The 13,628-nt window shown below is 71.5% G+C and carries 10 protein-coding genes and 2 pseudogenes; 7 read left to right on the top strand and 5 right to left on the bottom strand.

The genetic code is table 11. The features are described from left to right. Window positions 1-103: pseudogene (locus tag FMEAI12_RS40025) on the top strand (IS5/IS1182 family transposase); the annotation flags it as partial. Between the two features lie 19 nt (window positions 104-122). On the opposite strand, the gene FMEAI12_RS19430 reads toward FMEAI12_RS40025, so the two are convergent. After that, a complete protein-coding gene (locus tag FMEAI12_RS19430; protein WP_255565714.1) occupies window positions 123-1,019 on the bottom strand; it encodes a phosphotransferase family protein in 897 nt (298 codons plus the stop codon). A 194-nt stretch (window positions 1,020-1,213) separates the two neighbouring features. On the opposite strand from FMEAI12_RS19430, the pseudogene FMEAI12_RS40020 reads away from it, so the two are divergent. Continuing rightward, window positions 1,214-1,570: pseudogene (locus tag FMEAI12_RS40020) on the top strand (TetR family transcriptional regulator); the annotation flags it as partial. Window positions 1,571-1,594: 24 nt separating this feature from the next. Next, entirely contained in the window at window positions 1,595-1,996 is a 402-nt protein-coding gene (locus tag FMEAI12_RS38395; protein WP_198541172.1) for a hypothetical protein, read from the top strand. A gap of 81 nt (window positions 1,997-2,077) precedes the next feature. Here FMEAI12_RS38395 and FMEAI12_RS19420 read toward each other — a convergent pair whose 3' ends face one another. From FMEAI12_RS19420 to FMEAI12_RS19405, 4 genes are all read right to left on the bottom strand, one after another. Continuing rightward, entirely contained in the window at window positions 2,078-3,274 is a 1,197-nt protein-coding gene (locus tag FMEAI12_RS19420; RefSeq protein WP_112107147.1) for an ABC transporter ATP-binding protein, read from the bottom strand. 8 nt (window positions 3,275-3,282) lie between these two features. Next, window positions 3,283-4,170 (bottom strand): carbohydrate ABC transporter permease, encoded by an 888-nt coding sequence (locus FMEAI12_RS19415; protein WP_275078443.1) that lies wholly within the window; start codon window positions 4,168-4,170, stop codon window positions 3,283-3,285. Next, on the bottom strand, window positions 4,170-5,087 hold the full coding sequence (locus FMEAI12_RS19410; protein ID WP_165938894.1) for a carbohydrate ABC transporter permease: 918 nt from the start codon (window positions 5,085-5,087) through the stop codon (window positions 4,170-4,172). Before FMEAI12_RS19410 ends, FMEAI12_RS19415 begins: the two co-directional genes overlap by 1 nt. A 65-nt stretch (window positions 5,088-5,152) precedes the next feature. Next, window positions 5,153-6,400: an ABC transporter substrate-binding protein gene (locus FMEAI12_RS19405; RefSeq protein WP_112107145.1), complete on the bottom strand. Its 1,248-nt coding sequence runs from the start codon at window positions 6,398-6,400 to the stop codon at window positions 5,153-5,155. A gap of 786 nt (window positions 6,401-7,186) precedes the next feature. Between FMEAI12_RS19405 and FMEAI12_RS19395 the strand changes: the two genes are divergently transcribed. The 4 genes from FMEAI12_RS19395 to FMEAI12_RS19385 all read left to right on the top strand — a co-directional run bounded on the left by FMEAI12_RS19395 (window position 7,187) and on the right by FMEAI12_RS19385 (window position 13,597). Next, on the top strand, window positions 7,187-9,862 hold the full coding sequence (locus FMEAI12_RS19395) for an FAD/NAD(P)-binding protein (RefSeq protein ID WP_112107141.1): 2,676 nt from the start codon (window positions 7,187-7,189) through the stop codon (window positions 9,860-9,862). Window positions 9,863-9,960: 98 nt separating this feature from the next. Continuing rightward, the gene (locus FMEAI12_RS36665; protein WP_160144297.1) at window positions 9,961-10,098 is read left to right on the top strand and encodes a hypothetical protein; all 138 of its coding nucleotides are present in this window, start codon (window positions 9,961-9,963) and stop codon (window positions 10,096-10,098) included. A gap of 229 nt (window positions 10,099-10,327) precedes the next feature. Further along, window positions 10,328-11,857, top strand: coding sequence for a serine/threonine protein kinase (locus tag FMEAI12_RS19390; protein ID WP_235014203.1), 1,530 nt, complete (start codon window positions 10,328-10,330; stop codon window positions 11,855-11,857). A gap of 510 nt (window positions 11,858-12,367) precedes the next feature. Further along, window positions 12,368-13,597: a PP2C family protein-serine/threonine phosphatase gene (locus FMEAI12_RS19385; protein WP_112107138.1), complete on the top strand. Its 1,230-nt coding sequence runs from the start codon at window positions 12,368-12,370 to the stop codon at window positions 13,595-13,597. Window positions 13,598-13,628: the final 31 nt, after the last annotated feature.

Here is a 13,628-nt window from a genome sequence, read left to right as displayed (position 1 = left end):
GCGGGGTCTGGCCACCCGCTACGACAAGACACCCGAAAGCTACGCCGCAGGACTCCACCTGCGCGGATCCATCCTCTGGCTACGCACCCTGCCAACCCCATGATCCGAACTTGGAACAGACCCTAGTCGCCCCAACCTGACCAACCAGCGACTAGGTCCACCGCGTCGAGCGCGGCGTGTCCACGCTCGACCAGCGCGGGAACCACGACGCCCAGCCGCTCGAACCCGTCGCCGACGGTCAGCCCCTGCTGCAGGCGGAAGTGGATGCCCTCGAAGATCGTCGCGATCTTGTAGAAGGCGAAGCCCAGGTACCACGGAAGGTCGGACAGATCCCGGTCGGTCCTTCGGGCGTAGGAATCGACGATCACCTGGCTGTCCGGGAAGCCGGGCACGTCTCCCGGCACCGCCGCGACCGGGCTGTCCAGGCCGCGGATGCCGTCCCACCGGAGCACCGCGGAGGCGAGATCCGTGAGCGGGTCGCCCATCGTCGCCATCTCCCAGTCGAGTACCGCGAGCACGCGCCCATCGGCCGGATCGACGGTGACGTTGTCCAGGCGGTAGTCCCCATGGACGATCGCCGCCGTCTGCGGGGTCGGCAACCGCCGCCCCAGGCGCGTCCCCAGCCGGACGAGCTCGGGCAGGTCGCGGCTGCGCGAGGCCGCGAACTGCGCGGCCCAGCGACGCAGCTGCCGCTCGAGATAGCCGTCCGGGCGGCCGAGGTCGGCGAGCCCCACCGCCACGAAATCCGTGCGGTGCAACCGCGTGAGGACGTCGACGAGGGCTTCCGCCAGGGCCGCCGGCACCCGGCCCGCGAGCGCCTCGAGCTGCCGCCGTTCCCGGAGCACGACACCGTCGCTGAAGTCCATGACGTAGAAGGGCGCTCCGATGATCTCAGCTCCGGCCCGCAGTCGCGGCCTCGGCACCGGGACGTCGGTGTGCTGCAGCGCGTCGAGCATGCGGTACTCGCGGTCCATGTCGTGGGCGGTGGCGAGCACGTGCCCCAGCGGGGGACGGCGCAGGATTCACCGGTCGCGGCCGCCCCTGATCAGGTACGTCAGGTTGGACCGTCCCCCCGAGAGCAGCTCGACGCGCAGCGGACCCCGAGGCGGGTCCGGCAGTAGGGTCGGGGCCCCAGGAGGGCGATCGTCGCACCAGCACGCGAGATGACACCTGAGGACCGGCTCGAACGAGAGGCGCTCGGCGGACGGCTCGGCGCGCCGCCAGCCTCACCCTGCGCGAGACCGCGCAGGCGCTCGGCGTCAGCATCGGCACCTGGAGCGCCGTCGAGAACGGTCACACGAGAATCGGCGACGACCGGCTCAGTGCGGCGGCCCGCCTCTTCGGCGCGGATCCGAAGCAGCTGCGCGCGCCGCACACCGTCGTCCCGACGCAGGCCCCGGCCCGAAGCTGGCGGGACTTCCCGCCACTGGAGCTCGCCCCGCCACTGGCCGGCGCGCTCGACGCCTTCGTCGAGCTCGGCTACCACGGCGCGAGCATCCGGGATATCGCCCAACGCGCCGGGCTCTCGGCCCCCGGGGTCTACCACCACTGGCCGACGAAGCAGCATCTCCTCGTCGCCCTGCTCGACCTGACCATGGACGACCTGCTGGAGCGCAGCCGCGCCGCCAGGGCCGAGGGCGACGGGCCGGTCGAGCGGCTCACCATGCTCGTCGAGTGCCTGAGCCTCTACCACACCCACCGTCGCCAGCTGGGCTTCATCGGCTCAAGCGAGATGCGCAGCCTCGCGGAGCCGGACCGCACCCGCATCGCCGCCGCCGCCCACCAGGACGTACAGCACATGGTCGACGACGAGGTGGTCGAGGGGTGTCGGCGCGGGCTGATGGCGACCCCGCTGCCCCGGGAGGCGGCGCGTGCCGTCGTCACCATGTGTACGGCGCTGCCGCAGTGGTGGTCGCCCGCCGGCCGCTACTCCCCCGAGCTGATCGCCAGTCAGTACGTCGACTTCGCCCTGGACGTCGTTCGCGCCATGCGTTGACATCACGCCAGACGACCTCCAGCGTTCAGGCCGATCTACCGAAGGCCGGACACCGCACTGCCACGCCATGCCGTGGCCGCGTCAGGCCGTGGCCGGGGCGTCCAGGTTGCGGCCGGTGTCGGGGTCGAACAGGTGCAGCTGGTGGACGTCCAGCCACAGCTCGGCCTTCTCGCCCTCCCGGATCCGGCTGGCCGCGTCGAGCCGGGCGACCACCTGTTCCGCCTTGCCGGACAGCTCGACCGTGCCCGCGTCATGGGCCAGCTCCTCCAGGTCGGCGGTCCGGGCCTGCCCACCCGCCAGGGTGAAGTAGGCGAAGCTGTCCGAACCGAGCCGCTCCAGCACGTCCACCGTGACCGTGAACCGCAGTCCCGGGCGGTCCACCGCCTGCTCCAGCGCCGCGTCCTCGAAGTGCTCGGGCCGCGCCCCGACGATCAGCGACCGGCGGTCGGCCGCCGCCCCGGTCCAGCCATCCAGCAGCCGCCGCTGGCGCTCGTCCGGGACGATCGCCCCGAGAGGGGTGCGCAGCTCGCCCTCCTCGACGGTCGCCGGCACGAAGTTCATCGCGGGTGAGCCGATGAAACCGGCCACGAACACCGTCGCCGGCCGGCTGTACAGCTCGGTCGGCGTGCCGACCTGCTGGATCCGCCCGGACCGCAGCACCGCCACCCGGTCGCCCAGCGTCATCGCCTCGGTCTGGTCGTGGGTGACGTACACCATGGTCGTGCCGAGCCGGTTCTGGATGCGGGACACCTCGGTGCGCATCTGCACCCGCAGCTTGGCGTCCAGGTTGGACAGCGGCTCGTCCATCAGGAACGCCTTCGGGGAGCGGACGATCGCGCGGCCCATCGCGACCCGCTGCCGCTGCCCACCGGAGAGCTGGGCCGGCCTGCGGTCCAGGTGCTCGGTGAGGTCGAGCACCCGGGCGGCCTCCTCGACCTTCTGGTCGATCTCCTCCTTCGGCCGTTTCGCCAGCGCCAGGGCGAAGCCCATGTTCTTCCGGACCGACATGTGCGGGTACAGGGCGTAGCTCTGGAACACCATGGCGATGTCGCGGTCCTTCGGCGCCAGGTCGTTGACCACCTTGCCGCCGATCCGCAGCTCGCCGGAGGAGATGTCCTCCAGGCCGGCGATCATGTTCAGGGTGGTCGACTTCCCGCACCCGGACGGGCCGACGAGGATGACGAACTCGCCGTCCGCGATGGAGAGGCTGGCGTCGTCCACCGCGAGCCGGCCGTCCGGGAACCGCTTGGTGACGTGGTCTAGAACGATGTCGGCCATGGGCGGGCCTATCCCTTCACCGCGCCGGAGGTCAGCCCGGCGACGATCCGACGTTGGAACAGCAGCACGAAAACGATGATCGGGATGGTGATGACGACGGCCGCCGCCGCGATCGACCCGATCGGCTGGGCGAACTGCGACGCGCCGGTGAAGAACGCGATGGCGGCCGGAACGGTCCGCGACTGCTCCGTCGACGTCAGCGAGATGGCGAACAGGAAGTCGTTCCAGCAGAAGATGAAGACCAGGATCGCGGTGGTCACCATACCCGGCGCGGCCAGCGGGGCGATGACCCGCAGGAACGCCTGCCGCGGGGTGGCTCCGTCGACCTGCGCGGCCTTCTCCAGGTCCCAGGGGATCTCCCGGAAGAACGCCGACAACGTGTAGATGGCCAGCGGCAGGGAGAACGTCAGGTACGGGATGATCAGCCCGAGCCAGGTGTCGAAGATGCCGATCTGGCGCCACAGGTTGAACAGTGGGCTGACCAGGGAGATCTGCGGGAACATGGCGATCAGCAGGGCCAGGCCGACGAGCAGCCGCTTGCCGGGGAATTCGAGCCGGGCTATCGCGTAGGCGGCCATCGAGCCGAGAACCACCGCGAGCGCGGTGGAGATGAGCGCGATCCCGAGGCTGTTCAGCAGTGCCCGGGTGAACAGGGACTCGCCGAAGATCTCCCGGTAGTTCTCGAAGGTCCACTCCTGCGGGATGAAGCTGCCGTCGGTGATGCTGGCCGGGGTCTTGAACGACAGCGACACCAGCCACAGCAACGGCACCAGCGACATCCCGACGATGACGAGGTTCGCGGCCGACCAGCCGAGCAGCGCGGTGCGGTCCCGCGACGGGCGCCGGGCGCGCGCCGCGGCGGGGCCGGCGGCGGGAGCGGAGGTGACGGTGGTCATCAGCGGTGGCCCTCCCCACCGGGCGCGGCGGCGCCGAACCCCTTGACGAAAACGAACGCCACGAGCGCCACGACGAGGAAGATGAGCACCGACAACGAGGAGCCGACACCCAGGTTCAGCGCCGTGAACAGGTTGTCGTAACCCAGGATCGACACCGACCGGGTGTCGTACGCCCCGGCGGTCAGCACGTAGATGCTGTCGAAGATGCGGAACGCGTCCAGCACCCGGAACAGCAGCGCGACCAGGATCGCCGGCTTCATCAACGGCAGGATCACCCGGGTCAGCCGCTGCCAGGCGGTCGCCCCGTCGACCTTCGCCGCCCGCAGCAGGTCCTCCGGAACCAGCGCCAGCCCGGCGAGCAGCAGCAGCGCCATGAACGGCGTCGTCTTCCACACCTCGGCCAGGACGATCACGGCGATGCCGTGGACCTGCGAGGTCAGCGGGGCGGCGTCACCGAACAGGCCGGACAGATAGCCGGTGTCCGGTGTCCACGCGTACCGCCAGCCGAACGCGGCCACCACGGTCACGATCCCGTACGGAATGAGGATCACCGTCCGGATCAGCCCGCGGCCGATCAGTGCCCGGTGCATCGCCAGCGCGAGCGCCAGCCCGAGCACGAACTGAATCGCCACCGAGATGACCGCGATGATCACGGTCACCGCGAGTGCCTGCCACCACAGCGGCGAGGTCAGCACAGTCGCGTAGTTCGTCAGCCCGACGAACTCGGAGTCGGCGGGGAACCGCAGGTCATAGCGGTGCAGCGACAGATAGACCGCGTACCCGACGGGATAGCCGGTCACGGCCAGGATGACGACGACCGCCGGCGCGCACAGCGCCCAGCCGAGCCGGCGTTCGGCTCGTGCCCGCGCCGAAAGCGGAGCTTTCCGCCGCGTCCCCGGCTCGCTCGGACTGCGCACGTCGCCGCGCTCCTGCCCTCGCCGCTCGGACAGGCGCCGCGCGCCAGGCTCCGCTCCGTTCGCGGTCACGGCACCAGTCCCTTCGACTCGAGGGCGTCGGCGATCGCCCCGCGCAGCTGCCCGAGCCTGCCGAGACTCGCCGAGGACGGCGGTGAGAGGGTGTGCGCGATCTGCAGCGACACGCTCTGGTAGGCCGGCGTCCGCGGCCGCACGCTGGCGTTCTGCAGCGCCGTGTAGATGGCCGACGCGAACGGGTAGCCGCCGTCGATGAACTCCTGGTCGGTGTAGAGGTCCTCGAGGGTCGGCGGGAGCCCGCCGTCGATCGCGTCGCGGATCTGGTTGTCCCGGCCGGTCAGGCACGCGATCGCGGCGGCCGCGGCGGCCCGGTGCGGGCTGTAGGCGCCGATCGCGAGGTTGTACCCGCCGATCGTGCTGTGCGACGGCTGACCGGGCACCAGCGTCGGCCACTGTGCCCAGCCGATCTGCTCGGCCAGCCGCGGGTTGTTCTGCCGGGCCGACGGATAGATGAACGGGTAGTTCAGCTGGAAGGCGGCCGAACCCGTCTCGAACGCGAGCCTGTTGTCGTCCTCCCGCTGGTTCGACCAGGACGGGTCGGCGGCCGGTGAGTGCGCCAGCGCCCGGATCGCCTCGACGGCCCGCTGCGCCGGCGTGCCGAGCACCACCTGGGTGCCGTCCTCGTTGAGGATCTGGCCGCCGGCCGAGGCCACCAGCGAGTTGAACAGCACGGTGTAGCCCTCGTACTGGGCACCCTGTACCTCGACGTGGTGCGGCTTGCCCTGCTCGGCCAGCCGCCGGGCGTCCGCCAGCATCTCGTCCCAGGTCCGCGGCGGCCGCGGCACCAGATCCTTGCGGTACCACAGGAGCTGGACGTTGGTGTTCAGCGGCACGGCGTGGAGCTGGTTCTCCCAGGTGCCGGTCCGCACCGCGGCCGGCAGCATCCCGTCGGTGAGCCGCCTGGCCTCCGCCGCCGGGAACGGCACGATCCAGCCGGCTTCGGCGAACTCGGCGGTCCAGGTCACGTCCAGCGCGAGGATGTCCATCGAGGAGTCCTCGGCGGCGAGCCGCCGCACCAGCTGCTGGCGCTGCCCGTCCGAATCGTTCGGCAGCATGTTGACGCCGATCGTGTACCGGCCGTTCGACGCGGCCGAGCAGTCCGCGGCCGCCTTCGCGAACGAACCGGACGACTCGTTGTAGACGTACCAGGTCAGCCGCACCGGGCCGCGGCCAGCTCCGTCACCGGAACCGCCGCAGGCGCCCAGGGCCAGCACCGCGGCCAGTACCAGCGCTCCCATGGCGGCCGCCGTGGACCGGCCGCCCCGGCCTCTCGGAGTGCCGCGGCTCGGCGTGTCACGGCTCGGCGTACCGCGGGCGGATCCGGGCGTACCGCGGGCGGATCCAGGCGTTTCCGGATCGTGGCCGAGATGCCGGCCGACTCCGTGAGGTTCACGGGGTCGACGGGCTTGTCGGATTCCCATAGGCCGTGCTCACCACCCCACATCGCGCCACCGGAAGCGACGCGCGGACAGCAGACGTTCAAAGCCGGAGGGTGTCCGGCGGCTACCGCGCTGACAGTCGCACCACGTCGTCCCCGGGCCGTGCATCCTACGGTCGGCCGACCGTAGGTGGCTCCGCCATTCCCGGGCGCATGACGACGTAAACGTGCTGTCACGGGAGCATTTCGTAAGGCACACATCCCGCTGCCTTGTGTAAATCGCGCGGCAGCTTCATCTCGGTCTCGATGCTCTCGACCCGTGGGGCTCGCCGGCATCTGGACCGACATCTGGACGCCCTCGCGGATCTCGAGACCGGGTGGGCGGACGCGGCGAACGGGCGGACATGCCTGTCAGCGGTCGGACATCGACCCGATCGACCACCGTGCACCAGAGCTGGGACGCATGTTCACATCATTCCAGCACGGGCTCCGGTACCCGGCTCTCCGCACGTTGATCGTTCGGGACGGTCTGTCGATCTGGGTCACGGCCTGCCACACCTGGGCTTAACCTGGTATCAACCGGAATAAACGGGGAAGGAGATCTCTCTATGACCAGGTGTCCGCACGCATACTGTCGACGGTCCCGATGAGTGCGCCGGTGGTCGTCGCGGTGGTGGGTGGCGGGGCGAGCGGTTGCCTCGCGACCACCCAACTGGCAAGGTCCGTGGCGGTTACCGGCCGTAGGTTCACGATATTGCTCGTCGAGCCGGACGACGTCGGTGAGGGCCTGGCTTATCGGACGCGAGATCCGCGGCACCGGCTCAATGTCCCGGCCGCGAAGATGAGCGCGTTCGACGATGACCCGCAGCACTTCCTGCGCTGGCTTCGCCGGCACGTCGCGGTCGACTTTCCTTCCGGTGGCTTCGCGCCCCGCCAGTTCTACGCCGACTACCTCCGCCACACGCTGGAGGAGACGCTGCGCGCCGCGACCGGGGTGCGCTGCGAGCGGGTGTGCGCCCGCGCGACGGACGTCCGCCGGCACGGCCGCCGGCTGCGGCTGACGCTCGACGACGGGACCAGCCATCCGGTCGACGCCGTCGTCCTCGCGCTCGGGCACGGTGCTCCGACGACGTCGTGGGCTCCGCCGGCGCTGGCCCGGTCGCCGCGGTTCGTCAGTGATCCGTGGCGGGCCGATTCCCAGCCTCGCGTCCCGGCCGGCAGCGACGTGCTCCTTGTCGGCTCGGGCCTGACCATGGCCGACATGGCCCAGCGCTGGAGCCGGGCCGGCGTGCGCCTGCACGTGACCTCGCGTCATGGGCTGCTTCCGCTCCCCCACGCGCTGGACCCGGCGCCGCCGCTCGCCGCCCCGGAGCTGCCCGACGGTCCGGTGAGCCTCGCCCGGGCCCGCCACCTTGTCTTCGATCACATCCGCGCGGCCGGTGGCGACTGGCGGCGAGCCGTGGACGGGCTGCGCCCGGTGACGGCCGAGCTGTGGTCACGGCTGGACGCGGCTGCCCGGTCGAGCTTCGTCGCCACGACGATGCGGCGCTGGGACCAGGTCCGGCACCGCGTCGACCCCGCGGTCCACGCCTGGCTGGAGCAGCGCCGCGCCGAGGGATCGCTGGTCGTGCACGCCGCGCGGGTCGTCGACGCCCGGGAGACCGCGGCCGGCGTCGAGGTCTCGCTGAGTGACGGCTCCCGGGTGCTCGCCGCGGCCGTGGTCAACTGCACCGGTGCGGGCGCCAGCGTGCGGACCAGTCATGATCCCCTGGTCATGAACCTGCTCGCCTCCGGCCTGGCTACCCCGGACAGCCTGGACCTGGGCTTCGCCACCGAGGGGTCCGGGCGGCTGGTCGCGGCCGACGGACCCCGGCCGGCGATCTGGGCCATCGGGCCGTTGCGGCGGGGGGAGCTGTGGGAGAGCACGGCGATCCCCGAGATCCGCGGCCAGGCGGCCGCGCTCGCCCGCCCCGTCGTGGCCGCCCTGCCCGGGCCACGGGTCGTCCGGCGGGTGCGCGACCCCTATGGTTTGCCCCTCACCGCCAGCCCGGAGGCGGCCGACCGCTATGTCGCCGGGCTCGGACAGATCCTGCGAGTGCGGTCCGGAGCCGGGACGCTGGTCGCCGAGGCGGTCGCGGCCGACCCCCAGTTCGCCCTCGGGCAGGCGGTACTGGCCCTGCTCGGTGCCGAATGGGGCGCCGACGTCGACGTGGAGACGGCCCTGCGGGACGCACAACGCCACGCCGCCCGGGCCGACGAGCGTGAGCGGCGCTTCATCGAGGTGGTCGCCGCCCGTATCCGCGAGCCGGGGGCCGGTTCGGCCGCGGCCCTGCTGAGCTACATCCACGCTTACCCGGAAGACGCGCTGGCCGTCAGCATCGCCGTGCCGACGATCGCGTTCAGCGGCGCGACGGAGATCCCTGCCGAGGCCTGGGCCCTGGTCGAAGGACTGGCGGCCGTCTACCGCGACGACTGGTGGTACCGGGGGCTGCTCGCCTTCACCCGCCAGGAGCAGGAGAACTGGGACGAGGCGGCCGAGCTCGCCGCACTGGCGCTGGCCGTCGAACCGACCGCCGGCCACGCCGTCCACGCGAAGACCCACGTCCACTACGAGACCGGCGACCACGAGGCCGGGCTGGCCTGGTTGGACGCCTGGATCTCGACCTGCGGGTCGGATTCGTCGCACCGGGCGCACTTCGCCTGGCACGCGGCCCTGCACGAACTCGCGCTCGGTGACGACAGCGCGGCCCGGGCTCGTTTCTCGACCCAGCTCTCGCCGCCGGCCGTCTCCGGCGTCCGGGCGCTGATCGACTCCGCGTCGCTGCTGTGGCGCGGCTTCGCGGCCGGCGCCTGGACGTCGGTGGAACTCGGACCGGTGCTGGAGACCGTCCCCGGCACGTTGCTCGTCGATCCGCCGACACCCTTCGTCGGGCTGCACTCGGCGGTCGCCCTCGCCGCCGCGGGCGACTGCCGCCGACTCGCGCAACTGCGCCGGTCCGCGGCCGCCCGGACCAGCCAGGTGTTCACCGAAACCGTCGCGCCACTGGCCGACGCCCTGATGCACCTCCTGCACGGTGATCCCGACCGGGCCACCGACGCGCTGATCGCCCTGCCCGGCGTCGAGCGGCTCGGGGGCAGCGCCGCCCAGCGCGAGATCGTCGAGGACACCACGATCTACTGCGCCATCCAGGCCAACCGACCCAACATCGCCCGGTCACTTCTGCAGAACCGACTCGAGCGCCGCTGCTCCCCCCGCGACGTCCACCGCCGTGCGCAGCTCCTCACCGGCCAGCAGACCGCGCGCTCGTCACCGAGCGAATGACCGGTGGTTCGACCCGGGCCGGTGGGTGGTGGACGGAGCCTGGAGGCTGTCCGTGCGACCGCTCCTCGTGACCGACCAGCCCTCAGGGTCCGCCCGAGGTGGTCGCGCGCACCCCGGGCTACATGGCCTGGTTCGGCCAGTTCGTGCAGGTAGACGGCGCCGCCCGGCTGCTGACAGACGACGAACGCGATGCCCTGCTTGCCGCGGCGGACAAGACGGGTCGGTCCGGCCCGTGACACTCGCCGAAGCCCGCGGGGTGTCGACGAGGCCGGGGCAGGCGGCACTGACGTGGATCCCTCGTGCCGCAAGGGCCGGACAGCGTACGGACCAGGCCCTCTGTGGCGTCGAACCGGAAGTCGACACTCACCGGATGCGGGACCTCGCGGGGATACGGCGTGAACGTGCGGGCATGTACGGCGGACGCGCTCGGGGCGGGTGCGGCGACGTCGAGAGGCTGGGGCATCGGTGAAGGCGCTGCGCCACGGAGATCCTGCATCCGTCGGTCCGTTCCAGCTCGCCGCGCGGCTGGGCCGCGGCGGGATGGGTGTGGTCTACCTGGGAGTGGACGCCGCGGGCCGGCAGGCCGCCGTGAAGGTCCTGCGGGACGAGTACGCCGACGATCCGGACTTCGTCCGACGCTTCAGCAGGGAGGTGGCCGCGGCAGCGGCGATCGACAGCCCGCGGGTGGCGCGGCTACTCGATGCCGACCCCCAAGCGGAGCAGCCATGGCTGGCCGCGGAGTACGTCCCGGGATCCGACCTGCTGACGGCGGTCGCCAGGCACGGCCCACTGCCGGCGGACCGTCTGCGGAGACTGGCGATCGAGCTGGCCTCGGCGCTGGTCGCCATCCATCAGGCCGGAGTGGTGCACCGCGACCTGAAACCGGGCAACGTCATGCTGGCCCCCGACGGCGCGAAGGTCATCGACTTCGGCATTGCCGCCGGGCTCCCCGGCACCGTCACCGCGACCGGGGTGGTTCTCGGCAGCGTTGGATACATGGCCCCGGAGCTTCTCGACACAGCCGACCGCCCCGGGCCCGCCGCGGACGTCTTCGCCCTGGGGCTCACCCTCGCCTACGCGGCCGCCGGGAGGGCTCCGTTCGGCGACGGTCCGCTTAGTTCCCTCCTCTACCGGACGGTCCATGCCGAGCCCGACCTGACGGCTCTCCCGCGACACCTGCGAACGGTGGTCGCCGCGACAGTGCGCAAGCAGCCCGACCGCCGTCCGAGCGCGAGCCGCCTCCTCGGCGAATTGTCCACCGCCTCGCCCGCAGGCGGACCCCCGACAGCGCCGATCGCAGAGCCCGCAGAGCCACCCGCAGAGCGTCTGGCCCAGGCTCCGCCGCCCCGGCGGTCCTCCCCCGCCCCCGCTGGTTCCTCGGCAGCATCCTCGCCCCTGCCGTCCGCACGGTTCTCGATCGTGGACCTGGACACCGTTCCCGACGGACTCACCGCCTCCCCACCAGCCGAGCCGGCCACCGCGCACACCGCTGCGGATGCGGGCGGCCGTAGGCGTCGCCGTGCGCTGGTACCCGTCGCCGGGATGCTCGTCGCCCTCGCCGCTGCGGCCAGCCTGCTGGCGGCATCCGACCCTGAAACGGCGGTCCAGCCCCCCGCGGCCGCCCACGGCACCACTCCAAAGGCCATGCACTCCTCGCCGCCGACCTCCCGCCCATCGGCCGACACAACCGCCCCGCCCGACGGCGAGTCCACGGTTGGGCAGGATGCCGGCTCCTCCGGCGGGGCTGCGTCCACGCACACCACCGGGAGCGCCGCGACCAGCGCGCAAGGTGCCCCGGCCGTGACAGGTCAGCCAGTAGCCGCCGCCCCGGCGTCGGACTGCGCCGCGTCCGGAACCGACGGGGCGGCCTCGGATGGCGCTTGTGAGTCGAACGAGGACGGCGGCGGCTCGCAGACCGCCGCCCGAAACAGGGGCCACGGGCCTCCGCCCTGGGCCGGTCAGTCAGGAAGGCCGGAGGCGCTGCTCTCCCGCTGATCCCAGCCCTCAGGGTGTGCCTGCCAGGGGGATATCGTCCGCGAACTCGCCGCCACCGTCTGACCGCCGGTCGCCGGGATGCGAGCATGCGCTGCTTCCTCATACCGCAACAACGCCCGACAGACCCACTCGGACCGTGCCGCGCAGGAAGTCCACCGGTGTGGGTCAAGGCGCGGCACCGGGCCGCGCCGCATGTATCACCCGAGCAGACGGGCTGGCAGTCAGTTGCGGAGTACGTGTGGTCGACCGCCCAATCTGTACGGTTGCGTCCGCTGTGAACCAAACGTCGCCGCTTCTTTGGAGGTCGGGAGCGGCGCCAGCGCCGACCGGCGGCAGGATTTGCTATCGGGAGCTGACCGCCGCGGCTACGGCGACGACATCATCGATCATTGTCCGGCAGACAGCCGCGGTGGCGGACTGCGCCAATACGTCAGTGTCGGCGCATTCCGTCCTGCGGTTCTACCGTTGGGAGGTCAGATATCCGATGGTGCGTCGTCGAGGTGGTAGCGGGTGGGAGAGCCGAGGATCGACTATGAGGCCGTTTTTCGGGTTCTCCCCAGCCCGACCTTGCTACTGACCCCTGAATTAATCATACTTGCCGCCAACGAGGCATATCTTTCTGTATCAGGGCGTACGCGCGAGAACCTGCTGGGACGCTACCTGTTCGACGCTTTCCCGGACAATCCGGAGTACCCGTCCGCGTCAGCGGTGCGCGCACTTGGCGCGTCGCTACGGCGAGTGCTGGCCACCGGGAAGCGCGACACCATGGCGGTCCAGCGTTACGACGTGGAGGCGCCAGGGCGTCCAGCTGTGTTCGAGGAGCGGTACTGGAGCACGGTCAACACTCCGGTGCTTGATCCTGACGGGCAGGTGGCGCTGGTGGTGCACCGGGTGGAGGAGGCGACCGACCTCGTCCGCATGTGCGCCGGAGAAATGGGAGACGACCGGCAGCACACGCTGGAGACGGAACTGCTGGCCCGTGCTCGGGAGCTACACGAAGGCAACGAGCAGCTGCGTCGAACTCACGCTCGGGAACGCGAGGTGGCCCTGGCCCTCCAGGAAGCAATGCTGCCCACGCCCGCACCGACCGGGCGCGTCAAGGCGGCAGTGCGGTACCGGCCCGCCGCCAGCACGATGAACGTGTGCGGCGACTGGTACGAACTGGTGGAGCTATCCGAGGACCGCGTCGCGGTGGCCGTGGGCGACGTCGTCGGCCACGGACTGTCGGCCACGGGCACGATGGGCCAACTGCGCAGCGCACTGAGCGCCATGGTCCGAGTGGCCGACGGGCCCGCAGCCGCCCTGGACGTGCTGGACCTGTACGCACGGTCGGTAGAAGGCGCCGAGTCGACCACCGTCGTGCAGGCGGTCGCCGACTACGACACGCTCACCGTCACCTACAGCCGGGCAGGTCATCCGCCGCCGGCACTGGCGCACGTCGGCGGCGCCATCGAGTTCCTCGACCAGACCGTCGACCCGCCGCTGGGCGCGAGCCCGGAACACCTGCCCCGGTCCCAGGCCACCGCGACGTTCGCGGTCGGCGCCACGCTGACGCTGTATACCGACGGCCTGATCGAACGCCGCGGGGAGAACATCGACGTCGGGTTGTCCCGTCTTGCCGCCAGCCTCCGCCGCAACCCGGGACTCGATCCGGAGGCACTGGCCGATGCGCTGCTGGCCGAGGTGGGCGCGGACAGCGAGCCAGCCGACGACACCGCCGTCGTCGTCATCCGGCTCTGATTGAACCGCCGGCGTGTCCGGGGTGCATCAG

It is taken from the genome of Parafrankia sp. Ea1.12 (genome assembly GCF_900465275.1).
Taxonomy (GTDB): domain Bacteria; phylum Actinomycetota; class Actinomycetes; order Frankiales; family Frankiaceae; genus Parafrankia; species Parafrankia soli.
The sequence above is the reverse complement of the archived record's forward strand: the minus strand, read 5'-3'. Positions and strand labels throughout refer to the sequence as shown.